We start from the raw sequence: 24,342 nt of genomic DNA, 5'->3' as shown, positions 1-24,342 counted from the left end.
CTCTCCTAACCCGCAATTATATATATTTATTCAGTATTAATTATAATTATACAACACTTCTTTGATTTCAGCACGAAAATATGACATCTATTTCGTTATTTTTTCCAGCGGCCGCTCGATGATCAGCGCCTCTTCCCAGTCCTTGCACACATCTACCCAGGCTTTTGCATCTGAATATGTATTAATTTCATCAGGTGTCAGTTCAATGGCGGAATTGCTGCTTCCGCATGCAGGGAATAGGGTCTCGAATCTTTTCATAGATTCATCCAGATATACATCCAGGTCATTTTTCAGTCCAAATGGACACACACCGCCTACGGCATGGCCGGTCTGCTCGAGGACTTCCTCCGCTGAAAGCATCCGGGCTTTGAAACCGAACGTTTTCCGGAACTTCTTGTTATCAACCTTGGCATCGCCTGCTGCCACCACAAGAATTGCTTCATCCCCATCCCCCCTGAAGGAAAGAGTCTTGGCAATTTGTGCAGGGCTGACACCGATAGTTTCAGCAGCCTGTTCCACTGTTGCACTTAAAGAATCAAACTCCATTACATCCTGTTCCCGATCCCATTTTTTAAAATGGGCTTTCACACTTTCAATTGACATTCAAACTCACCCTTCCTCTAATTCCGTAAAATCTTATATATATTCAATATTTATACTTTATAGTTGTCTATTTTAACATACTATCAGATGATGTCATCGGGATAATTTCTCTTTATCAGAAGATTCACATTTGCTCTTATTGGTTTCTTGCACTAATATAAATTTAATATTAAACCACAGATTAAAAGAAGGATTATGTATGAAACAGACTATTCCATATAAATTTATAGGAGGAAGAATCGCCAAAACCGGACTGGCGGTTTTTATAACAGCTTTTATTTGCCATATGCTGGATTGGCCAGCCATGTTTGCTGTGATTACGGCAATCGTTACGATTGAGCCCACTGTTGCGGACTCAATTCGGAAAGCATATGTCCGGTTTCCGGCGGCAGCCATTGGTGCGGGATTTGCTGTATTATTTACGTTCATTTTCGGGGACAGCCCGTACAGTTATGCTTCCGTGTCGCTTGCGACAATCATTGTCTGCCATAAGCTGAAGCTTCACGATGGAATGCTGGTGGCTACATTGACGGGTGTCGCTATGATTTCAACAGTACAGGACCATTATCTGTCCTCTTTTTTCATTCGATTGGGGACTACGACTACCGGAATTGTCGTTTCCACAGCAGTTAACTTTTTTGTCATGCCTCCCAATTACTCAACATCAATCATAAAAAACATACATGCCCTTTACAGACGATCCGGTGACATTTTACATAAAAGAGGCCTTGAAATTTTCAATTCACAGGGATCCGATGGCACTGTCCGTTCTGATTTTCAAAGACTTATTAAAGATATCGATAAAACCGAAACCTTATGCCATTATCAAAAAGCAGAATATAGGTATCACCGATTTAGCCGTGAAGATATGCGCAACTTTCATTATGAATATAAAAAACTGACTATTTTAAGGCAGATTACCTATCACGTGGGAAACTTGATCTTTCTGCCAACTGTCCTTCCGGAGCTGGAGAAGGACAGGAAAAAGGCAGCCGCTGCTGTTCTTGAGGATATAAAAGACAGCCTATATGACCCGGGCTTTCTTATTACAGAAAGCCATCATAAAAAAATCAGCGAAGTAACACAGTGGTTTATTGAGCAAAAACAGCTGAACCCTGCAGGCGGTTTGAGACCGCGCACACACCACCATGTCCAGCCTGAAACAGCCATTTTATATGAGGTTCTCTCCATCCATGACTTAATTGAGGAATTGAATCAAATTCAGACTATGGAAATTAAGCACCGGAAGCTTTTAAAAGCCCCACTTGAAGCAGGTGCCCAAAAAGGCGGGGAACAGGCATGAATGAATAAAGGAAGACCGGGAAATCAAACCCCGGTCTTTTCTTTTATCAGGAAGATATACTTGCTTCATCGAGCAAATATCCTGCTATTATTCTTGTTAATACATCACGGTCCATTTGCAGCATGGGAACTCCTGCATCTGCAAGCAGCTTTTGCGTATTGTCTGATGGAAAATCAATGGTCCGCTGGAAATAGCTGTGGAAAATGCTCATTGAATTATGAAAAGCCTTTTCCTCACTTGTCATTTCTGCAGAAGATAATGGGACACACATCTCCAATTGCGGAAAATCCAATACCTCTTTTACTATTTCATATACATCTGATTGCAGAGGCGGGTTAGGGTTTGTAATGTTGAAAATCCCGCCATTTTCTGCATGAATCAGGGCGGCATCCAGTGTATCTATAACATAATTCACTGGCACAAAATTCTGGGCAACTTCTGGATCCAAATAGATTCTGCAGAATTGGCCGTCTTGTCTTCGCATGGCCCGTTTCTTTAAGATCTTAATGCCTTTTAGAAATCCATATAAGCCGAAGTTTGTATCTGCTTCACCTGTTCTGGAATCACCGATGATAATAGCCGGACGGAGAATAACAATATCCAGTTTTTCCCGAAATGTATATACGAGGTGTTCTGCCTCGCATTTGGAAGCTTCATAGGGATTTACAAAACGCCTGTCCGCAGAGTAAAGAGCCTCCGCCCCAAAAATCTCTTTCCCAACCGTATAGGCGGTACTGATATATAAAACTTTTGGACAATTTATTTCCAAAGCAAGATTCAGAACATTTTCTGTTCCTCCCACATTCACTTTAAAAGTCTTATCCCTATCCTTTTCATCAAAAGATAGAAGTGCTGCACTATGATATAAGGCATCTATCTTTCCTTTTAATGAATGCACCAGTTCTCTATTTAATCCAAGATGCTCTTCTGTAACATCGCCTTCCAATATATGAATCTGTCTGGAAAAATCGCTTCCCTCGCCTTGCATGAAAGCATCCAGCCGCTTTCTGCTCCTGACTAATAAATAAAGTTCATGCCCCTGTTCCAAAAGCTTTAATGAAAGCTTTTTCCCTAAAAAACCGTTTGCACCTGTAATTAGTATATTCAAAGAAGAATCGCAACCTTTCTACCTAACATCCCTGTAAAAACTTTAGCGGGAAATTCATTTAAAAGCAATGGAAATACATTTACCCTAAATCGGTTCTGCATATTCATAAACAACAGAAGCGCCTGGTTTTCCCCAGGCGCCTTTTTTAGGATAAGTATTTTTGTTTTCGCTCATTCTTTTCATCCCTGTCGCAGACTCCCTGAAAAGGACAGGCTGGACACTCATTCATATTGTACAAATCCGAAAACTGTCTTGTGTCTTCAAGAAGCGCCTTCATCATCTGCAGATAGATTAATCCCGCTTCAAGGCTATCTTTATTTGGATTGAATACATGCCTATCACCATCCATTAATGTTACGACCTCAATTCTGGCCGGCCTTATTCCAAATACCTTTTCTGAAAAAACCACTGTTAAATGACAATAGAGCTCAAGCATTTGCTCATCAGCATCCACCAGGAATTTCTTCACTATAAAAGAGTCCTGCTGCCATTCCGCGACATCAAAAGTTAAAGAAAGATCTGCATTCAGCTCTTTAAGATTCATTCTGAACCTTTCATACAAAAACAGCGGCTGTGCTATTTCAGATTCACTGCTTAAGTTTCTCATTAAACTATCAGTTACCGTTGCTGCAGCCATATAATATTGGAGCTGGGAATCAAACATGCGAAGCTCCAGCCTTCCCCAATATTGATCGATCAGCATAAGAACGTTCGCAGGAGTGCGATGGCTTTGCGGCAGCTGAAAATAGGATGAAACAACTTTATTGATAATATGCTGAATGGCCTGACGCCAGCCAAGAGGGTGTTTTTTCTTTTCAATATGTGCGTAATAAAATTTATAAGGGCACCGGATAAAGTCCGTTAAATTCTGGTCAGTCATTGTGCGGACGGATACTTGAGAGTTTTTGATCAACTCCTCGCCTCCTTAAAATCAAAACTATGTATAATTGAAACCGATTATCATCTATCTTTATTTTAATTGATAATGATTATCAAAATCAACATGTTTTAAAAAATAAATAAAAAAACACCTTCAGCTTGAAGGCGTCTCCTTATGAGTATGGCTCATCCTGCTTTTCAAAGGGATAGATCATCTCTTTATCCAGGTCCATTTGCTTTAAAAAATGATCATGTATGAATTGCTTGATTTCCATAAGCTCTGAACCTGTCGGAAATGCAGAAACATTTATGGCTGGCAGGTCTTTAAGCTTGGATGAATGATCAAAATCGGTTGATATGACCAGATCAAACTCTTCATATTCTGAAATTAAATCGATGCTTGATGAATCAAGCGTTGATATAGAAAGCTGTTTTCCAAAATGATAGTTTAGCACTTCCCTAATATAATCTTTTTCATAATATGTCCGGCATACAAGCGCAGCTTGTATTACATGCCTATTCCTCTTTCGCAGAATAGCAGCCTGGAGAAGAGTAAAGATTTCAAGAACATCCAGCTTTTTAAAAATAAGGGGGACTTTCGAGAATGTTTTGACTCCCAGGTCCTCTATTGTTTTGAAAAGTGGATTAGTCTCATAATATGGAAGATATTGCATCATTGAGCTATGGAGTGTTTCGGTATTTAATTCTTTTTCAAGGTAAATTCTCTTGAATGTCTGGTAAATGTGAAATAGAAAGATATCATCATCTGTTAAATTGAAGCCAGCAATATTCGAAAGGTCTTCTAAGTAGACAGAAAAAGGATGTTCCCTTTCGCCTATTCTTCTCCTGCGGAGATAACGCAGATGCTCCGATCTATTCGTCGGCCTTTCCTCACTCATTAAATAAATGGCAAAGAAAAGTATTTCCTGGAGCTGTGTTTCCCTGGAAGGAATATTGGCTTTAGCCATAAAATGCACTATTTCCTTAGCTGAGAGAAAAAATTTACTTTCCTTATATGCATCCACCAAAGTTTTTGGAAATGAAACAAAATAGCCCATAGACATACGCAGGTTTGAAATATATAAGATCATTTTGAGGCGCTGAACGGCTCCTGTCCGGAGAGTCATCGAATAGCTCGAGGTCTGCACCAGCAAGGCCGACTGAAAATCCCCGGAATACGGCCAATCCTTCTCAGCTTCCGGTTTAAAGCTCATTAAATCTAAGTATTGCATGATAAAACGCCTGATATCTCTTTCATCTCCGACTACTTTGAAAGGACTCGAAGTTAAAGTAAGCTGTGATTCCTGAAGAACCTCCTGAAGCTTTTCAATGTGGCGGTATGCGGTCGAACGGCTTATATGCACCTCATTGGATATTAGAGAAATATCTATTCCATCGCTTAATAAAATCAGCTTTAACGTATGGAAATAAGTATTCTTATCGCGAATTTCTCTCAAAATGCTCTCCAGAGTCCCGCTTTCAGGTTTTCTCAGCCTAACTCCAAAAGCCTCATGCCTTTCAAGCTTCCAATCCTCCGGCAGTATCGTGTCCAGGAATTCCAGATCACGCCATATCGTGCTTTTTGAAAAACCTGTTCGTTCTGCCAGCTGAGCTAAACTGATCCATTTATTTTCACTGAGCAAATGAAAGATTAAATCTGAATAGCGTTTATAAAACCGGTTCATTTTATCACCTATCTTTTCAAGCACTTCAAAGTTATCTTTTCTTTTACCGAATCTGTTTACTCATCTTTTACTGCTATCTCAACGAAAAAAGGCATGCTCAGGAGAACATGCCCAATTCTGAATTACATTCATTGGTTCTAACCGATTCTGACCCAGCCCTTTTTGATGGCTAGAAGGACTGCCTGAGTCCGATCATGAACTTTTATCTTTCTCAAAATGCTGCTTACATGATTTTTAACCGTCTTATCGCTAATAAAAAGCGCTTTACTGATGCCAGTATTGCTATTTCCATCTGCCAGCAGCTGAAGCACCTCGCATTCGCGGCGAGTCAAAATATGCAGAGGACGCTGATAGTTTTGATTTGACGCATGATTGCTGCCTGAATTTAATTCTGTAAGTCTTTTGTATTCCTTAATAATATTTTGTGTAACCTTGGGATCCAGATAACTGCCGCCGCTTGCAACAATCCTGATTGCTTCGATTAGCCCTTTTGCACCAATATCTTTAAGGAGGTACCCGGCTGCACCATACTGGAGCACTCTCGTCACATAATTCTCATCATCATAAAAAGATAATATAATGACTTTGCTTTTTGATTTGTTTTCATTCAGCTTATCCGTTGCTTTGATGCCATTCATATTGGGCATGTCGATATCCATAATCATGACGTCAGGCTTATAATTCTTATCAATTATGAGAGCATCACGGCCATCTTCCCCTTCAGCAACAACTTCAAGGTCTTCTTCCATTTCCAGTATCCGTTTGACCCCTTCTCTGAAGAGCTTATGATCATCTACAATCGCAATTTTTAGCGCCATTTCCCTGTTCACCTGCTCGGATGTATTCTGAACCATTCGTATCTATCAAACCTATTTTACATAAGTTTTTTCAAAGCATAGTTTCAAATATGAGGTTCGGTGTTTCATTATAGAAATTTGCCGGATGCCTCAAGACGCCAATCAAATAAACTGAATTTTATGTTATGATCGAAATACTATGAGGAAGGAGTATGTGGACATGAACTCTTACAGCAAAACCTTAGATGGTGTTTTCCCATCCGTTTGCTCCTTGGATTGCCCCGATCAATGCGGCCTTCTCGTACATAAAAAAGAAGGAAAAATCGTAAAAATTGAAGGAGATCCCAATCATCCCGTAACACAGGGGAATATTTGCAATAAGGTCCGCAACATGCCATCAAGGATTTATGATAAAAATCGCCTAAAATATCCAATGAAGCGTACTGGCACCAAAGGTGATGGCCATTTTGAACGGATTGGGTGGAAAGAGGCGATAGACACGATCACTTCCAGATGGAAGGACCTAATAGTCAATAATGGCCCTGAAAGCATCCTGCCATATAGTTTCTACGGAAATATGGGCAGATTAAACGCAGAAGGAATGGACCGCCGTTTCTTCCATAAAGTCGGAGCATCACGCCTTGACAGGACGATTTGCCAGTCTGCCGGTACAGCTGGATATACGTACACAATGGGCGGGAGCTTTGGAATAGATCCGGAGGATACCATCCATTCAAAGCTCATTATTCTATGGGGCATTAATGCAGTCAGCACGAACATGCATCAAATGATTCTCGCACAAAAAGCAAGAAAGAGCGGTGCGAAAATCGTTGTGATTGACGTCCATAAAAACCAGACTGGAAAAATGGCCGACTGGTTTATACCGATTACTCCCGGCACTGATGCTGCTCTGGCTCTTGGCATGATGCACGTCTTGTTTGACGAAAATTTGGAAGATGAGCCCTTTCTGAAAAAGTATACGGTTGGCCACCAGGAACTTCGTGAACATGTGAAGGAATATGATCCTGAAACAGTAGCCGGCATAACAGGTGTGCCAAAAGATGATATTCTGAAATTAGCCCGTATGTATGGAAAGACTTCCCCTGCTTTTATCCGAATCGGCAACGGGCCACAGCATCACGACAATGGAGGAATGTGCATTCGCACCATTTCATGTCTTCCTGCAATTACAGGACACTGGCTCTTAAAGGGCGGCGGTGCCATCAAGGGAAACTCCGGCTATCTTGCTTTTAATACTGGAGCCCTTCAAAGGCCTGACCTCCTGCACAAAAAGGATACACGCCTCATTAATATGAATCGGATCGGTTCGGCACTCTTTGAGCTGGAAAAACCGATTAAATCTATGTACGTCTATGGAACCAACCCTGCTGTTGTTGCACCAGAAGGGAATAAGGTCCGTCAAGGGCTGCAGAGAGAGGATTTGTTCCTTGTTGTCCATGATCTGTTCTTAACCGAAACGGCCAAGTATGCTGACATTGTACTGCCGGCGGCTTCTTCTTTTGAGAATACGGACATCTATTCATCCTATTGGCACCACTACATCCAAATTCAGGAGCCAGTCATAGAAGCATACGGCGAATCAAAATCTAATGTCGAAGTGTTTCGGCTTCTTGCAGAAGGAATGGGCTTTCATGATTCTGTTTTTAAAGAAACAGAAGAAGAAATGATTGATGCCGCATTAGATTTTCCAGCTAACCCCTTAATTGAGGAAATCAAAGCTGAATCCCTGAAGAAAAACAAGTTTATCAAAGCAAGGATAAAACCGCTTTTTCCTGGCAGGCTGCCCACGCCCAGCGGAAAAATAGAATTATACTCGCAGAAAATGAAAGATGATGGATATCCTCCTCTGCCGACATACATACCGCTGAAGGAAGTAAATAAATTCCCTTTTCTATTTGTGCCTGCACCGAACCATAACTTTTTGAATTCAACTTTTTCGAATAATACAAAACATGCAGCCATGGAGAAGGAACCGCGTCTTCACATAAATACAAGGGATGCTATAAATGCTGAAATTAAAGATGGCGACTTGGTTCGTATTTGGAATGAACGAGGGGAATGTGAACTCAAAGCGGTTGTCGGAGAACTTGTCCTTCCTGGTACAGTCGTTTCACAGGGAATTTGGGCAGACGCCCCAGGAACAAAACATCTGGTCAATTCGCTGACTCCGGACAGGCTTTCCGATATGGGAGGCGGTGCCGTGTTCTTTTCAGGCCGGGTAAATATTTCGAAAATCAGAAAAGAATAACCCCTGCAAAATTGCAGGGGTTTTTTGCATTCTATGAAGCATTGTTATTCTTAACATCAAAATCCTCTATGAATGAATCAATATCCGATTTTCTAAGTACAATGACTTTTTTACCTTCTGCTGCAAATCTGTCAAGCCGTTCAGCCATTTTCTTTTTGCGGGTTCTGTATGTTGTCAGAATGAATTTAATAAACTTCCAGTCCATTTTCTCCTTGCATCCGGCTGCCATATCAGGCCGTGTTTTACCTAGATTGGTCAGCCACCTCTTCAATACCCTGTACAAGCAGAGATACAGGGGAAGTTCTAGATATATGACTGTATCACACGCAGCTGCCCTGATTTCAAAAGTATTGCTGTAATTGCCTTCAATAATCCACTGCTGTTTTTTCACAAGTTCACGCTGGGCATCCGAAAATTCTTGAAGTCTGCTTTCCACCCAGCCGGGCTTCCAGAATACAGCATCCAGATGATGTACCTCAATGCCTGTTTTTTCTCCTAATTTTCTGGCAAAGGTTGATTTTCCTGCGCCCGCTGAAATCCCAATCACCATAATTCTTCTCAAATAATCAGCCCCTTTTCCAAATGCTGATTGATGACTTAATCCGGAAAAAGAATAAGAACCACTTTAAAGGAAAAAATATCAACCATAGTCAATAATCGTATAATGGAGGCAATCCAATGCAAAAGAATAAGACACGTCTCACAGCGGCTGAAATTGCATCATTGTGGACTTCCTATATGAATGACAGCATGGCCAAGTGCATTTTAGGGTTTATGCTTAAAGATCTGGAGGATAAAGAAATTAAGGGAGTGGTCCAATTCGCATATGATTTGACCACCACCCATTTAAAAAAGCTTGTCAAGGTTTTTCAGCAGAGTGAGATGCCGCTGCCTAATGGTTTTTCTGATAACGACGTCATTATGACTGCCCCATGGCTCTTTTCTGATATGTTCTGCTTAACGTATATAAACCATATGGCTCGGACAGGTCTTATTTCTTACGGCAGCTTTCTTTCCATGAGTTCAAGGGAAGACATATGTGAATACTTTACAAATGGACTTCATGAAACTTCAGTTCTATATAATAAGTCAACCCGGATTGCCCTCAGCAAAGGCCTGTTTGCAAGGCACCCTTATATAGAAACACCACCTGTGACTGAATATATTGATAGCAAGAATTATTTAAGCGGGCTGAATCCTTTGGCCAATAAAAGACCGTTAAATACAATAGAAATATCTCATTTGTATATGAATGTCATGACCAATGCCATGGGGGTAAACTTAAGCCTCAGTTTTGCTCAGACCTCACCGGTTAAAGAGGTTTCAGATTTTATGCTTAGAGGTGCAGAAATAGCCAACAAACATATTAAAATTTTCACAGATATTCTGCTGCAAAATGATATTCCCACACCCCGTCTGCCTGATGTCAGTGTCAGCAATTCGGTTACCCAGACATTTTCAGATAAGCTGATCATGTTTCATATGAGTTTAATAAGTGCAGCAGGAACCGGAAACTATGCTACGGCAGCAGCTGCCAGCCAGCGCAGCGATTTGGCCATGAATTATGAACGCTTATCCATTGAGATTGCCAAATATGCCAAAACGGGAGCAGACATTATGATTAAACATCATTGGATGGAAAAGCCGCCTGGCACAAAAGACCGAAAAAAATTGGCCCAGAATAAAAACGGATCATGATGGAAAAAGGAGCAGCCATGCTCTTTTTCTTTTTGGTTCATAAATTGGAGATACTTCTTTTCATTGCTGAGTTTAAAGCCTCAGCAAGTGTTTCATGCCATCCCTCACAAAACTCAGGTATTTGCGGAGGATCGACCAGGATCCTTTCTGATGACTCATACCTGGCTTCAAAGTCGAACATTCTTTCTATATCCATATGATAAAAAATCTGATAGCCAATTTTAGGATATGCGCTTCTTTCAGTCCACTGCAGATTCTCGCTATGGTCTACGATAATATATCCCATTTGGGTGCACTGCCCTTCCACATAGCCTTCTTCCATGGCTTCTCTCTTAAAACATTGCTTCGGGCTTTCACCCTTTTCTATGTGACCGCCGGGAATATCCCATCCCCGGTTCTGCAAATTCACTAATAAAACCTTTCCTCCTAAAAAGCAAAACCCATGAACGCTCGTAATACATTCTCTTTCTGGAAGATAGGCTGCCTCCTTCCAGGTTAATTTTATCCTTGCTCCGCCCCAATCCACGTAAGCAGCAGTCATATATTTACCTCGCTTTTTTTTAAATCCGCTTAATTACATTCAACACTTGCCTTTTTATTTCCTCTTTTACAGCTAAGTGGTTCCTGCTTAAAGGTTTTTCTTAATAAGTGCTATAATATGAAAGTATTTAAAAAAGAAGGGCTTGATCATATTGGCAATGACAAAGAAAAAACGGGTATTAAAAGAGATAAGACAGCTCATCATGATTACGCTAGGTGCGGTGATTGCAGCGGCAGGACTTGAGTTTTTCCTTGTCCCCAATAATATTCTCGATGGCGGGGTTATCGGTCTTTCCATTATCGCTGCTGAACTGACCGGGATGACCATGAGTATATTCCTGATTGTTTTAAATCTGCCATTTCTCTATATTGGCTTCCGTAGAATAGGAATGAAATTTACGATACATACGTTATACGGTGTTATTGTTTTATCTGCCAGTACCGCTTACCTGCATCATTTTGAGCCGGTAACCAATGATTTATTTTTAGCGACAGTCATAGGAGCTGTCATTCTCGGTACAGGAGTCGGCCTTGTGATCAGAACTGGCGGAGCATTGGATGGGTCAGAAATTATCGCCATCCTAGTCAGCAAAAAGCGACCAGTGTCTGTCGGCCAGTTTATCATGATTGTCAACGTATTTATATTTATTCTTGCGGCCTTCCTCGTTTTTAGCTGGGAAACTGCCATGTACTCCATTATCACCTATTATATTGCTTATAAAATGATTGATATCGTTGTGGAAGGTATAGAAGAGCTGAAGTCAGTTACGATCATTTCTGATATGCCTGAAGAAATCTCTGCCGAGCTCCTGAAGCAACTGGGGCGGGGAATGACCTATATTCAGGGCCAGGGTGTTTTTACTGGAGAGCCGAAAAAAATCATTTATACCATCGTCACACGGATTGAATTATCTACGCTCCGTTCGATTGTGGAAGATATCGACCCGAATGCATTAGTGGCTATAGAAAATATTGCCGATGTCAGCGGCAGCAACTTTGACAAAGGCACAGCTCATTAATGGTTAAATAAAAAAAGCAGCTTCCTAATTAATTGTTCTGACCCAATAAAGTTAGACATTAAAAGTTAAACAGATTCCAAGACCTAAGTTCGGTACTCCAATGGACTTAGGTCTTTTTATTTTGTTTTTATTCGTTTATGATTGTAAGCCCCCTTCAAAATGTTGTTTTTACGACAACGGTAAAGGCCGGTATGCTTTGCTTCGAATAAGTCTGTATCTTTTAAGATTCTATTAGATTCTGCTTTGTAAGAATTGTTCAAAATAAATTTCTGCAGACTTTTTAAAACGCCGCTTCTTCTGTACAATCCATAGTGCCCTCTTTATGGAGAAGTCTTTTATTTTGACTTCCCTGAGAATATTGTATTTTAATTCCTTTAAGACCGTTATTCTAGGGAGGATACTAATCCCTAATTCAGCTTCCACTGCGCTTTTTATGGATTGAATGCTGCCAAGTTCCATCGCATAATCCATTTGTTCCAGCATCATGTATTCCCTCAGTGCAAGTTCAACTAATTCCCTAGTCCCAGAGTTTTTTTCCCTCCATATAATCTTTTCTTCTTTGAGTTCATCTACTTCGATAAACTCCTTCCCTTTCCACCGGTGATGATGAGAAGTAACTAGGATAAGGTCATCTTCTGCAAATTTTTGCACTTTATAATTCGGGTCTTTTACACCACTCTCAACAAGTGCAATATCTATCTCATTTTCCTCTAATTTCGATAGTATATATGGTGTATTACCAACCCACAATCGAAAATTCATTTCTTGATGATGCTTTTTAAATGCTCCCAGCATCCCAGGAAGTAAATATTCACCTATAGTAGGACTTGCTCCCACCTGGATCTTATGTTCATGCTCCCCCAGTATCTCCTGAATGGCTTGAAAAGACGTATTATCGGCTTCTATGATATCTTTTGCGTAAGAGTATAGAACTTCACCTGCCTTTGACAATGTCATTTTTCCATCCATTCGGTCAAATAATAAGGTTCCATACCTGTTTTCTAATTGTCGAATTTGCTTTGTAACAGCAGGCTGTGATACGAAGCTTAAACGGGCTGCTTTACTCATACTTCCCTCGTCCACTACCCGGCAGAACATTCTTAAACTCGCTATATTCATCTGATCCACCTAATTCTATTCTTTAATTTTTGAGATGTCATGCAGAGAATACATGGTTAACTTTTGACCATCTATTTTCTCTATGATATACATAAATTAAACTTGAAAGGGCTATATCCTTTCGTTATACCCTATTAATTTTATTCATTTTACACCGGTCATCCTGTCTGGGAAAATGTAGCTGTACAGTAGTATTCCGAGAGGAGGAAATAGGGATAGAATGACAGGATTATTACTGCTTTTAATAGGGATTATTGCAGGTGGTTACGGTACCATCGTCGGTGCAGGGGGCGGTTTTATCTTTGTCCCCGCTTTATTGCTTATCCTAGATATGAACCCCGTGTTGGCAGCAGGTGCTGGATTGGTCATTGTACTCATAAATTCGCTTTCTGGAGTCATCGGGTATTCCAGACAAGGATTGATTCAATACAGAACTGGGCTTACCATAGGAATCAGCGCTATCCCAGGTTCATTATTAGGTGTTTGGCTACTGCAATCTTATTCCTCCCAATACTTCTATGTTGTGTTTGCCACGATGCTGGTCACACTTGGTATCTTTTTGATAACAAAAAACTCTCCTTTTGAAGGAAAAGCAAAGAATCAACTGGCCGCTGCGGAAAAGTACCCCTGCGCTTCCTGTGAAAGTGTGGAACCTGACACGACGGAACTCGTCACTCATAAAGGAGAAATGATACCTCTTAAGAAAGGTCACGCTTCAATAAACACACGGTTAATTTTACTCGGATTCATCATTGGAGTTCTTTCAAGTTATCTAGGTATTGGGGGAGGCTGGCTACTGGTTCCAATTCTCATTTATATATTTAAACTGCCCGCTCACCATGCAACTGCAACCTCGATCTTTTCTTTATGCATCTATTCTTCGGGAGGTGTTGCTTCTCAGTTGTTTTATAACAGCTTTGACTGGCTAACTATACTATTCGGCGGGATCGGGGTAATCATCGGGTCACAACTTGGAATCATCCTTGCCCAACGTATGAATGGAAAGGTCATTATGCAAATGCTCTCAATATTATTAGTTATAATCGGGGTTCGAATGTTTTTTAGCTAAAGCAAACAGACATGTTATTCAACTTGGCAAGGACTTACTATTTAGATGATTTATGATTTGGCATATTCATTATTACCCGCCGCTACCGCTACAATTTTTCATTCAGGGCGCTTATTGCAATCACCTTCAATATTTCGGCCCACTGCTACCACCGTTCCATCCGATTTAAGCCCTAGTAAATGGTGATGACACCTCAAATGATACCAAGAGGGCTCTTTTTGTTTTAAACCTCAAATCTCTTCATTAAGTAATGCTGCCCCGTTTGTCGAATACGAAAAAAGAGCTGAAGATCCTCAATGAATATTCAACTCTTGCATCCACTAGCTTCACTTCATAAGATTTTCCAAAGAAAATATACTCCGAACAAATGAGACAAAAGCTAATATTGAGTTCTTATACCCAATACTAAAACATTGACCGCTTTCTACAACTAATCACCTCAACACCATTAGTGGGGGTTATTATATCTCCTTTAAACTAAGCAACTGTTACGTCTGCTGAATATCCTTCGATAACAATGTTTGTCTCAATGCACGCTTGAGAATCTTTCCAGTCGTATTCTTGGGCAGTTCATCTAAAAACTCTATTCCAGATGGTACTTTATATTTAGCTAAATGTCCCCTGCAAAAAGCTGTCAGCTCTTCTTCTGTTAGAGATGGATCTTTACGGACAACATACGCTTTTAATGCCTCGCCATAATCTTCATCTGGCACTCCAATTACTGCTGCTTCAACAACGGAAGAATGACTGTATAATACCTCTTCAACCTCTCGGGGATAAACGTTATATCCTCCAACTATTACAAGATCTTTCTTACGATCGACAATATAAAAATAGCCATCATCATCCATTTTTGCCAGGTCTCCTGTGTGTAACCAGCCATCCTGAATCGCAGAAGCTGTTTCTTCGGGCATTTTGTAATACCCTTTCATGACATTCGGACCTCTAACAATCAACTCCCCTACTTCCCCAGCTGGGATGGCTTCTCCAAGCTCATTTACTACTTTATTTTCTACATTAATTATGCTTGTCCCGACTGAACCTGGCTTTCTTGGACGGTCCAGCGGATTGAAGCATGTCACTGGAGAAGCCTCAGATAAACCATAGCCTTCTGAAATTTGCACATTATATTTTTTTTCAAAGTTCTCCAATAAGGTAAGAGGCATCGATGCTCCCCCAGACACACAAAGACGAAGACTTTGCAAATCTGAAGGATCAGCCTCTGGATAATGAAGTAAGAAATTGTACATTGTCGGAACTCCGGCAAATACTGTTGCTTTATAGTTACGGGAAATACGGAACACTTCTGAAGGAATAAACTTCGGTACAATTAAAATTGTCGCTCCGCAAATAATCGGAACATTTATGGCTACAGTTAAACAAAACACGTGGAACATCGGAAGTACGGCAATGATATGATCATTTTTGGAGATTTCTAAAAAAGATAGAAGGTCTCTTGCGTTGCTATATAAATTATAATGTGTGAGCATTGCACCTTTTGGCTTTCCTGTCGTTCCGGATGTATATAAAATAACTGCGGTTTGATCTTTATGAATAATAGGCAACGGCAATTCGGGATCACCTGACATTAAAACCTCTGTGAATGTTTTGATTTTATTATTCTTCACAGCTGCTCCCCCTGGAGCAGCTGCACATACAATAATTTGTTCAAGGGCTGGTACATGATTCATTACCTGCTCCATAACTGGAAGAAGTGTATCCAATGCAATTACAGTTTTCACATCACCATTTTTAATAATATAGGTAATTTCGTCGGGAGTATAAATAGGATTGATAGGTATAACGGTTGCACCTGCCCTCAATGCCCCATGCAATCCAATAATAAATTCTGGAGAATTCCCAACTAATAAAGCAACATGATCCCCTTGCTTCACACCGACCTTATGTAAGCCAGATGCAAACTTTATAACAGCATCAAGAAACTGCTGATAGGTGGTTTCTTTCTCCTCATAAATAAACGCCGTCCTGTCACCGTGTGACTTTGCTGTTTCAATTAAAGAATGTACAAGGTTCATAATTATCTTCCTTTCAAAAAAGTTATTTAAAGAAATATCTGTTTTTCACCTTAACAATAAGGGCGGAGTATTACTGAAACCTTACAAAATACAGGTAATTCAGAACAAATTAATATTTGAATAGAAACAAAGTTAACTTGTTGTATGAATTTAGTAAGGTCCTTCAGTTAATATTTTTTCTAACTTATTTAATAGAGGTGAAAAATTGGAATGAAACCAATAAAAGATAGCAGATGCTGCACCCCAAGCATAAAAAAACCAAAGATGTCTCCAAAAGAAAGCAGCAACGATTTAATTAGGAATAATGGAGTCATTAAAGATATGATCTATCTTCCTGGAGGAGAATTTTTGATGGGCACAAATGACCAGGGATACCCAGCAGATGGTGAAGGACCGGTACGCAAAGTACATGTTAATCCTTTTTATATTGATGAATGTACAGTAACCAATGCTCAATTTGATGTTTTTGTAAGAGAAACTGGCTATAAAACTGATGCAGAATTGTACGGATGGTCTTTTGTCTTCCATTCATTTGCATCTGACGAAACACGTAATAAGGCAACACAGGTTGTGCAGCAGACGCCCTGGTGGCTTGTTGTTGAAGGTGCTAATTGGAGAAACCCTGAAGGACCTGATTCTGCAATTGGAAATCGTCGGGATTACCCAGTTGTTCATGTATCTTGGAACGATGCAGAGGCTTTTTGTAAATGGGCAGGTAAAAGGCTGCCGACTGAAGCGGAGTGGGAGTACGCCGCTAGAGGTGGACTCGTCCAAAAAAACTTCCCATGGGGAGATGAATTGTACCCGGATGGAAAATGCTTATCAAATATTTGGCAAGGTCAATTCCCAAACCATAATTCAGCATTGGATGGGTATAAAGGAACAGCTCCAGCACGATCATTTCCACCAAATCGATACGGGTTATACAACGCAACCGGAAATGTTTGGGAATGGTGCTCCGATTGGTTTAGTCCAGCTTTCCATATAAATGCACCTAGAAATAATCCCAAAGGCCCCCCCTTTGGTACTGCAAAAGTTATAAAAGGCGGTTCTTATTTATGTCATGAATCATACTGCAACCGTTATAGATTAGCTGCACGCAGCTCCAATACACCGGACAGTTCAACTGGAAATATGGGTTTTCGCTGTGCTGGAGATATATGATAGTGCTATATTCGCAGTGCAAAAATCTTGTTTAAACCAAATTTACTATTGGAAAGCCTATTTAACTGAATCTTTGAATTCTTGAATTAGAAAAAATGGTCAATTGCTATCTCATAAAGCACTTGGCCATTTTTGTTTTACAGGTTGCCAATAATAATTTTAAAAAACAGATAAATCAGAATTTTGTAAGAAATATGTAAGATGTTGTTCTTATGATGAAGACTCAAAAGAAAAATTACATTCATAAGGAGACGAAGCAAATGAAAACCAATATTGTTTATATTGTTCTTGATGACATGGGGTATTCTGACTTAGGCTGCTACGGTTCAGAAGTAATGACACCTAATATTGACAAGCTGGCACAAAATGGTTTGAGATATAATAACTTTCATGTAACCCCTCTCTGTTCACCTACAAGAGCAAGTCTGTTAACAGGAAGGAATCATCATTCTGTGGGGATGGGATTACTGTCGAATTTCGACCTTGGCCCAGATGTTCCAAGTACGCGCGGAAAGATTACTCCTTCAGCTGGGACCATAGCTGAAATTCTTAAAGAGAATGATTTTAGTAATTATGCAGTGGGAAAGTGGCATTTAACTCCCATGTATGAGGAAACACCTGCTGGTCCCTTTCATAATTGGCCGTTAGGAAAAGGCTTTGACAGGTACTACGGATTTTTAGATGGGATGACCGACCAATATGTTCCAACGCTGGTCTATGATAATCATAGTGTGGAGCCTGCGAAAAAAGCAGATTACCACCTCTCTGAGGACCTTGTGGACCAAGGGATTAATTTTATTGCAGATCATTCATCCATACATCCAGAGAAACCATTCTTCCTCTACCTTGCTTTTGGTGCACAGCATTCTCCTCATCAAGTACCAAAAAGGTATATTGAGCAATACAAAGGAGTCTATTCAAAAGGGTGGGATCAAATTCGTGAGGATAGACTGGCACGGCAAAAGGAGCTTGGAATTGCTCCACTTGACGCAGAACTTTGTGAACGAAATCCTGGTGTTAAAGCATGGGACAGTCTTTCCTCAGATGAAAAGCGTTTATATGAACGATTCCAAGAAACGTATGCAGGCTTTTTAACGCATACAGACGAACAAATTGGCAGATTCATTAGCTACCTGGAAGCTATTGATCAATTAGACAATACTTTAATTGTGTTCCTTTCAGATAATGGTGCAAGTCAAGAGGGCGAATTCGATGGAATTATAGAACAAAGCTCCTACTTTAACGGAATTCCAACCTCTATTGAAAGTCTGTTGCCTCATATAGATGAAATTGGAGGGAAAAACACACAGCCGAATTATCCCCGCGGCTGGGCACAGGTAAGCAATACGCCATTTAAGTTTTATAAGCAAACAACTTTTGACGGGGGAATTCATGTTCCGCTTATCTATCATTACCCAAATCGAATAAAGGAGAAGGGAACGATTAAGAAACAGTTTCACCATGTCATTGACATTACTCCGACAGTATTGGATTTGGCGGAAGTTACGCCACCTGAAACGATTAAAGGAATCAAACAAATGCCATTGCATGGAGTTAGCATGCAATATACATTCGATCATTCAGATGCAGACACTAAGCGACATTCCCAATATTTCTTAATGGCCGGGCAGCGTGCCATTTGGCATGATGGCTGGAAGGCAATCTCTTTTCATACGAAAGGGACGCCTTTTGAAGAGGACATTTGGAGTCTGTATAACACGAACGAAGATTTTGCGCAAAATCATGACGTAGCATCCACATACCCGGAGAAATTACATGAATTACAGAAACTATGGTTAGAGGAAGCGGAGAAATATAATGCTCTTCCACTAATCGATAAAACCATTGAGTTGTTTGCCTATGTTTCACCTGAGGATAAGGTGCGGTCCCGCAACGAGATTACCTACTATCCAGGCATGAGCCACAATCTTGCTGCACCGCCTATTTATAATCGCTCCTATACAATCACTATACCAATTGATCGGCCTGCTGATGAGAAAAATGGAGTATTGATCGCACATGGAAACCAATACAGCGGCTATACACTTTATATTCAAAATAGCCGATTAATTTATGAATATAATTTTGTCGGTACCCTTTATAAGATCGAGTCCAGTATGAAAGTCCCTGTAGGTGTATCCACTGTGCAATTCGAGTTTTTAAAAACGGGTCTATTGCAAGGAAAAGGTACTCTGCTCATTAATGGTGAAAATGCAGGTGAAGTTGAAATGCCAAATACCTTACCATTTTTAATCTCCATTGAGGGTATAGATGTTGGACGAGATGCTTATATACCAGTCAGCAAGAACTATGCTGGCAAAGATGATTTCGCATTTTCAGGGAAAATCCAAAAAGTTGAGTTTATCTTGCAAAATGATTAATCCTTGAACCTCTCACGAGTGTTCTCGGCTATCAATAAAGCATAAATCTAATTTACTGCTTGATTATATCCTTAATTTTAGAGCCATGGGAGTGGTCTTAATGAATCGCTGGGTTTTAGTATTCCTTTTATTATTCGCAACGATCATCAATTTTGCTGATAAAAATGGCACAAGTGTGGCATCAATCCATATCATAAAAGATTTCAATCTCTCATATGTTCAATATGGCTTACTTGGGAGCATCTTTTTTTGGTTTTTTGCCATTTCAGGAATTATAGGCGGGGCATGGTCAGATACTTTAGGGACAAAAAAAATGCTGGGAATTCTCCTCCTGGCATGGACGATATTGCAGTTTAGTACTTATTTCATTATGAGTTTCCCACTTCTTCTGATGTATCGATTATTATTGGGCATTTTTGAAGGGCCCTTTGGTCCAGTTGCAATTAGTCACCTAAGCCGATCATTCCCTCCAGCTTCCAGAGCGATGGCTATTTCAATATGTAATGCAGGCGGCATCATTGGAGCACTAGTTATGTCCCCTGTTTTAGTGCATCTTAATCAGTCATTTGGCTGGAGAATTACTTTTGTGTTATTAGGAGGAGCTAGTCTTCTATTATTCCTCGTGTGGACAGCAAGCAAGGATAGCTCGAAATCACACATTGATGCAACAGATACAGCACCTAGGAAATTCAAGTGGTCAGAGTTTAAGCCGATCTTGTTTTCTCCGACATCTGCAGTTACGTTATTTGCTCTATTTTCAAGCTTCTGGATGGTTGTCTGGATCATGGTATGGCTGCCTGCCTATTTAGTTGAAGCGGTTCATCTTTCTGAAGCAAAAATGGGGTTTGCTGTCCTAATCATTGGGCTCATTAACATGATTGTGACAGTCAGTGCTTCTACCTGGTCTGATAGAATGTATAAAAAAACGAAAAATTTACGTACATCACGCGTATTATTTACAGCATTGCTTCAAATAATAAGTGCCTTGTTATTGGTCATTGTTACCTTCACTCAAAATCATTTACTGGTGGTCACTTTAATAGGAGTAGCAATGGGATTATCGACAACCCTGCTAAATGTCGGCCCTGTCATCATGATGAGTTTATTACCTGAAAGGCGTGGATTGATGGTTAGCCTTGGAACGTCCTTTCAAAATATTTCTGGAATAGTTGGACCCATCATTTGCGGTTATCTAATTCAATCTGCAGGAAATAAACTTATAGGTTTTAACTATACCATACTATGTACGGCATTCATTCTAATTGTTGGCGGAGCATTGTTCTCCCTTTTCGCCAAACCAGACCATCCAATTTCAAAAAGCACTAAAAACTTGGGATTAACGGATATAAAAGAGATGAAGCAATCTTAATCATACATGCGGAAGAAGTATCATCCTATTAAAAATCACTCAATTCAAGGAGTGATTTTTATTTTTTTACGAATCTTCCATTAAACTTTAAATGGATTGTTAATTAAAACCAGGACTCATTTAGATTCAGCTATCCTTGATAAAGTATCTGAAAAATTTTATAATTTAATTATACTATTCACGTTTGATTCTTTTATTCTACTTAATTATGTTTTGTTATAAAGCAATGAACGAAAGGAATAAATACATCTATGGTAAAAGTCTTTGAGCAAAAATTGTTCGTACCCAACTTTTCCTCATACTTCGCTAGAAAGCGCTTACATTCTTTTCTGGATAAACACCGGCATGCAGCATTAATCTCTATAACCAGCGATGCAGGATATGGAAAAACGGCTCTAGTTTCAGGCTATCTGCAAGAATCAAAGACGGAGGCTATTTGGTATCGGCTGGATGAAACCGATCAGACACCAGCCATTTTTCTCAGTTATTTAAAAACGGCCATTTCAAGAATCATTCCAAATGGACATATTCACTCCCCTATTGAAATTCAACCTGGAGAAATTGAAAATGAAGTTCAATACTTGCTTTCTATTTTATCAAATTGGCAAAAGCCATTAATGATTGTATTAGATAACTACCATAAAATAGATAATCAGGACATACAAGAAATTCTAAATCAATTGCTTCAATATTCTTCAACATGCATTTCGTATATTTTAATTGGACAATCCAAACCTAAAGCCATCCCAGTTCATATAAAGCTTCTGAGAAACTACGTAGAGATTTCCAGGGAACAGTTGTCTTTTACTAAACAAGAAACAGAAGAGTTTTTAAGATACATATGCAGACAATCAATAGAGAATCACCAAATGACTGCCATTCACGAGAAAACACAAGGCTGGGTTACAGGTATTCAGCTTCTTCTTCACTCCATCAGGGATTGGAAGGAGACTGAGCGTTCAGATTTTCTATCTCATTTTACAAGTAAATCAGATATCCAAAAATATTTCATGTCCGAAGTGATGGATTCCCTTTCTGGAGAAATGAGGATGTTTCTTTTAAAAACTTCCTTGTTATCTGAATTGGATGCAGCTGTAATAAATAAGTATCTTACTATTTCAAATGCTGAGGAATTAATCGGAGCTTTAATGAGAAGCAATAGTTTCATTACAAAAGATGAACATGGAATCGTTCGGTATCACCCCATGTTTCGATCATTCCTTTATGCAGAGTTTCTTCAAAATCTTTCCCTTTCAGAAAAGGAAATCGAACACTACCATCTCTTGCTTGCAGAAATATATCAAGAAGCGTGTCAATTTTTTTCTTCATTTGTTCATTTTGTTACGGGAAAGGACTACTATAGAGCAACACAATTAATAAGAAGCATGGAAAAAAGATATAATCCTGAAAAATTTTTCATTCTTATAAATAACTGGCTAGATAGTTTGAACACTCAGGACTCGATACCGTTTGATAGCGTGTTTCTTTTTCGCTGCATTCCTTTGTATATATTGGATCAGCTGATCTTACCGATTGAGGAACGGATTAACGAACTTAAAGACAAAGGAAATGCTTTGCACTTAAGCTATCTTCAATACTTTCTGGCTACCATATACAGACATAAAGGAAATTTCGCAAAATCAAAAAATCTTTTTCACACCTCTCTGAATCATTGCCTGGAAATGAACATATACGGTTTGACAGTATTGAATTATTTAGGATTATCAGAAATCCTTTTATGCTCAGGGGAAATGAAAGAATCTGAAAGGCATGCAAAGTCTGGCATCTATTATGCTGAAAAACATCAAATCTCCCATTGCCAAATTTATGCTCTTTGGATGCTTGCCGAAATACATCTTCATAAAAATGAAGCTGCACAAGCTAAACCATTTCTGGATCAAATGAGACAATTGCTGGAACTGTCAAAAGAAGATGACGCAAGAAGTGTTTATCTCCATTATTCATTAAGCAGATTATTTTGTTTAAACAAGGACTATTTACAAGCCGTTAAGTTTGCAGAATTGGGGGTAAGTCAAGCTGAGAGATTTGGGAACGATCTTGATACCGGCGGATCTTATATGCAATTGGGGCAAAGCTATTTGCATATACAAGAATGGGAAAAGGCAGACAATTGTTTTGCAAAAGCAGCCTCTTTTCTTGAATATTTTTCTTACTACCGCTGTTTAACGTTGAGTTTTCAAGTGAAACTTTTTGAGGTACAGAGAAAAAATGAATATGCAAAAGAGAAAAGGAATAAATTGATAAAAATCTGCCAGGAAAAAGAGTTTAAATCTATTATCGACAGTATGAACGATCATTTTATCTCTACTATCGAAGTGAATGAAAAAGGATCACACCCAAATTTATCAATAGAAGTTCTAGGTGATTTTAAAATTACTTATGAAGGCAATCCTATATACATAAAACGAAAATCAAGTTTGCAGCTGCTGCAGCTTTTTATAGCAAACCGTGAAAAAAAATTACAAAAGGACTTCCTTCTCGATAGTATTTTTCGAGATACAGCCATCGATACTATTCATAATCACTTCTATGTAGCGTTGTCCACATTGCGAAAGGCACTGGAGCCCCAATTGAAAACTGGCAGAAAATCTCGATATATAAGCCAATCGGAAAACCATTATTTGTTTAATTGCGAACACCTCTATTTAGATGTAAATGAGTTTCAATCCTTACTTTGTCTGGATATAAATTCACCACCAAAAGAAAATCAGCTAATAAATCTTTTAAAAGCTGAAAAATTATATAAAGGCCACTTTTTTGAAGAATACCCGTATGAACATTTTCTTGAAAGTGAACGTGAAAAACTTCGCTCTGATTATATCAATTTATTAAAGACACTTGCACATTACTATTGGGATTCTGATGAAAATGAAAAAGGAATCGAATACTTTGAGAAAATATTGAATCTTGATCCCTATCAAGAGCAAATTTATATTGATTTTATTAAAAAGCTGCTTGAATCGAACTTTTTACTGCAGGCTAAAAAAGTAGCAAGCAGGAACATTAAATTTGTTGAGAATGAACTTGGCATAGATGTCAGATCAAAATTGAATTCTATTTTTTCACCCTATAATTTTAGTGTTTAAGAGACCAGTTGAGTTTTTCTATGATCCTGAACGGGCAAAGTACCCGCTTTACAAACAATTTGGAGCGCATTGAAATCCTATTATTTCAATGTGCTTATCCATATCCAGGTTATATTAATTAAGGAATATTTTCTTGTACATAAAAAGAAAATAGGTAAGCAGCAAGTGCTTACCCAAAGATAACAAAGAAATAATA

18 protein-coding genes are annotated in these 24,342 nt (G+C 39.3%); 9 read left to right on the top strand and 9 right to left on the bottom strand.

What is annotated here, in order from left to right:
* Positions 1–87: 87 nt before the first annotated feature.
* Positions 88–603, bottom strand: a complete 516-nt coding sequence (locus DFO72_RS09145; protein WP_113881401.1) for a YbaK/EbsC family protein — start codon at positions 601–603, stop codon at positions 88–90.
* Positions 604–802: 199 nt separating this feature from the next.
* On the opposite strand from DFO72_RS09145, the gene DFO72_RS09140 reads away from it, so the two are divergent.
* Positions 803–1,906, top strand: a complete 1,104-nt coding sequence (locus DFO72_RS09140; protein ID WP_113881400.1) for an aromatic acid exporter family protein — start codon at positions 803–805, stop codon at positions 1,904–1,906.
* 46 nt (positions 1,907–1,952) lie between these two features.
* Here DFO72_RS09140 and DFO72_RS09135 read toward each other — a convergent pair whose 3' ends face one another.
* From DFO72_RS09135 to DFO72_RS09120, 4 genes are all read right to left on the bottom strand, one after another.
* On the bottom strand, positions 1,953–3,014 hold the full coding sequence (locus tag DFO72_RS09135; RefSeq protein ID WP_113881399.1) for an SDR family NAD(P)-dependent oxidoreductase: 1,062 nt from the start codon (positions 3,012–3,014) through the stop codon (positions 1,953–1,955).
* A gap of 145 nt (positions 3,015–3,159) precedes the next feature.
* On the bottom strand, positions 3,160–3,927 hold the full coding sequence (locus DFO72_RS09130; RefSeq protein WP_113881398.1) for a hypothetical protein: 768 nt from the start codon (positions 3,925–3,927) through the stop codon (positions 3,160–3,162).
* A gap of 139 nt (positions 3,928–4,066) precedes the next feature.
* Positions 4,067–5,578: a helix-turn-helix domain-containing protein gene (locus DFO72_RS09125; protein ID WP_113881397.1), complete on the bottom strand. Its 1,512-nt coding sequence runs from the start codon at positions 5,576–5,578 to the stop codon at positions 4,067–4,069.
* Between the two features lie 137 nt (positions 5,579–5,715).
* Entirely contained in the window at positions 5,716–6,396 is a 681-nt protein-coding gene (locus DFO72_RS09120; RefSeq protein ID WP_113881396.1) for a response regulator, read from the bottom strand.
* A 199-nt stretch (positions 6,397–6,595) separates the two neighbouring features.
* On the opposite strand from DFO72_RS09120, the gene DFO72_RS09115 reads away from it, so the two are divergent.
* On the top strand, positions 6,596–8,644 hold the full coding sequence (locus DFO72_RS09115; protein WP_113881395.1) for a molybdopterin-containing oxidoreductase family protein: 2,049 nt from the start codon (positions 6,596–6,598) through the stop codon (positions 8,642–8,644).
* Between the two features lie 31 nt (positions 8,645–8,675).
* Here the strand turns inward: DFO72_RS09115 and DFO72_RS09110 are convergent, their stop codons facing one another.
* Positions 8,676–9,206: a topology modulation protein gene (locus DFO72_RS09110; protein WP_113881394.1), complete on the bottom strand. Its 531-nt coding sequence runs from the start codon at positions 9,204–9,206 to the stop codon at positions 8,676–8,678.
* A 116-nt stretch (positions 9,207–9,322) separates the two neighbouring features.
* Between DFO72_RS09110 and DFO72_RS09105 the strand changes: the two genes are divergently transcribed.
* The gene (locus DFO72_RS09105; RefSeq protein WP_113881393.1) at positions 9,323–10,342 is read left to right on the top strand and encodes a DUF3231 family protein; all 1,020 of its coding nucleotides are present in this window, start codon (positions 9,323–9,325) and stop codon (positions 10,340–10,342) included.
* Positions 10,343–10,379: 37 nt separating this feature from the next.
* Here DFO72_RS09105 and DFO72_RS09100 read toward each other — a convergent pair whose 3' ends face one another.
* Positions 10,380–10,883 (bottom strand): NUDIX domain-containing protein, encoded by a 504-nt coding sequence (locus DFO72_RS09100; protein WP_113881392.1) that lies wholly within the window; start codon positions 10,881–10,883, stop codon positions 10,380–10,382.
* A 157-nt stretch (positions 10,884–11,040) separates the two neighbouring features.
* Between DFO72_RS09100 and DFO72_RS09095 the strand changes: the two genes are divergently transcribed.
* On the top strand, positions 11,041–11,901 hold the full coding sequence (locus DFO72_RS09095) for a YitT family protein (RefSeq protein WP_113881694.1): 861 nt from the start codon (positions 11,041–11,043) through the stop codon (positions 11,899–11,901).
* Positions 11,902–12,132: 231 nt separating this feature from the next.
* On the opposite strand, the gene DFO72_RS09090 is transcribed toward DFO72_RS09095, so the two are convergent.
* On the bottom strand, positions 12,133–13,020 hold the full coding sequence (locus tag DFO72_RS09090) for a LysR family transcriptional regulator (protein ID WP_113881391.1): 888 nt from the start codon (positions 13,018–13,020) through the stop codon (positions 12,133–12,135).
* A gap of 220 nt (positions 13,021–13,240) precedes the next feature.
* Here DFO72_RS09090 and DFO72_RS09085 point away from each other — a divergent pair, with 220 nt between their 5' ends.
* Positions 13,241–14,089 carry a sulfite exporter TauE/SafE family protein gene (locus DFO72_RS09085; RefSeq protein WP_113881390.1) on the top strand — a complete coding sequence of 283 codons (849 nt, stop codon included), beginning with the start codon at positions 13,241–13,243 and terminating at the stop codon, positions 14,087–14,089.
* 488 nt (positions 14,090–14,577) lie between these two features.
* Here DFO72_RS09085 and DFO72_RS09080 read toward each other — a convergent pair whose 3' ends face one another.
* On the bottom strand, positions 14,578–16,125 hold the full coding sequence (locus DFO72_RS09080) for a fatty acid--CoA ligase family protein (protein WP_113881389.1): 1,548 nt from the start codon (positions 16,123–16,125) through the stop codon (positions 14,578–14,580).
* A gap of 264 nt (positions 16,126–16,389) precedes the next feature.
* On the opposite strand from DFO72_RS09080, the gene DFO72_RS09075 reads away from it, so the two are divergent.
* The 4 genes from DFO72_RS09075 (at position 16,390) to DFO72_RS09060 (ending at position 24,146) form a co-directional block, all read left to right on the top strand.
* A complete protein-coding gene (locus DFO72_RS09075; RefSeq protein ID WP_243856123.1) occupies positions 16,390–17,289 on the top strand; it encodes a formylglycine-generating enzyme family protein in 900 nt (299 codons plus the stop codon).
* Between the two features lie 260 nt (positions 17,290–17,549).
* Positions 17,550–19,670 (top strand): arylsulfatase, encoded by a 2,121-nt coding sequence (locus tag DFO72_RS09070; RefSeq protein WP_166672451.1) that lies wholly within the window; start codon positions 17,550–17,552, stop codon positions 19,668–19,670.
* 100 nt (positions 19,671–19,770) lie between these two features.
* Entirely contained in the window at positions 19,771–21,039 is a 1,269-nt protein-coding gene (locus DFO72_RS09065) for an MFS transporter (protein WP_166672450.1), read from the top strand.
* Positions 21,040–21,290: 251 nt separating this feature from the next.
* A complete protein-coding gene (locus DFO72_RS09060; RefSeq protein WP_113881385.1) occupies positions 21,291–24,146 on the top strand; it encodes a BTAD domain-containing putative transcriptional regulator in 2,856 nt (951 codons plus the stop codon).
* Positions 24,147–24,342: the final 196 nt, after the last annotated feature.

Source organism: Cytobacillus oceanisediminis (assembly GCF_004366035.1).
Lineage (GTDB): Bacteria > Bacillota > Bacilli > Bacillales > Cytobacillaceae > Cytobacillus > Cytobacillus oceanisediminis_C.
The sequence above is the reverse complement of the archived record's forward strand: the minus strand, read 5'-3'. Positions and strand labels throughout refer to the sequence as shown.

Excerpts from the sequence above, each read along its gene's own strand:
- DFO72_RS09145 (WP_113881401.1), bottom strand. The coding sequence starts at position 603 with ATGTCAATTGAAAGTGTGAAAGCCCATTTTAAAAAATGGGATCGGGAA.
- DFO72_RS09140 (WP_113881400.1), top strand. The coding sequence starts at position 803 with ATGAAACAGACTATTCCATATAAATTTATAGGAGGAAGAATCGCCAAA.
- DFO72_RS09125 (WP_113881397.1), bottom strand. The coding sequence starts at position 5,578 with ATGAACCGGTTTTATAAACGCTATTCAGATTTAATCTTTCATTTGCTC.
- DFO72_RS09120 (WP_113881396.1), bottom strand. The coding sequence starts at position 6,396 with ATGGCGCTAAAAATTGCGATTGTAGATGATCATAAGCTCTTCAGAGAA.
- DFO72_RS09115 (WP_113881395.1), top strand. The coding sequence starts at position 6,596 with ATGAACTCTTACAGCAAAACCTTAGATGGTGTTTTCCCATCCGTTTGC.
- DFO72_RS09105 (WP_113881393.1), top strand. The coding sequence starts at position 9,323 with ATGCAAAAGAATAAGACACGTCTCACAGCGGCTGAAATTGCATCATTG.
- DFO72_RS09100 (WP_113881392.1), bottom strand. The coding sequence starts at position 10,883 with ATGACTGCTGCTTACGTGGATTGGGGCGGAGCAAGGATAAAATTAACC.
- DFO72_RS09095 (WP_113881694.1), top strand. The coding sequence starts at position 11,041 with ATGACAAAGAAAAAACGGGTATTAAAAGAGATAAGACAGCTCATCATG.
- DFO72_RS09090 (WP_113881391.1), bottom strand. The coding sequence starts at position 13,020 with ATGAATATAGCGAGTTTAAGAATGTTCTGCCGGGTAGTGGACGAGGGA.
- DFO72_RS09085 (WP_113881390.1), top strand. The coding sequence starts at position 13,241 with ATGACAGGATTATTACTGCTTTTAATAGGGATTATTGCAGGTGGTTAC.
- DFO72_RS09080 (WP_113881389.1), bottom strand. The coding sequence starts at position 16,125 with ATGAACCTTGTACATTCTTTAATTGAAACAGCAAAGTCACACGGTGAC.
- DFO72_RS09075 (WP_243856123.1), top strand. The coding sequence starts at position 16,390 with ATGTCTCCAAAAGAAAGCAGCAACGATTTAATTAGGAATAATGGAGTC.
- DFO72_RS09070 (WP_166672451.1), top strand. The coding sequence starts at position 17,550 with ATGAAAACCAATATTGTTTATATTGTTCTTGATGACATGGGGTATTCT.
- DFO72_RS09065 (WP_166672450.1), top strand. The coding sequence starts at position 19,771 with ATGAATCGCTGGGTTTTAGTATTCCTTTTATTATTCGCAACGATCATC.
- DFO72_RS09060 (WP_113881385.1), top strand. The coding sequence starts at position 21,291 with ATGGTAAAAGTCTTTGAGCAAAAATTGTTCGTACCCAACTTTTCCTCA.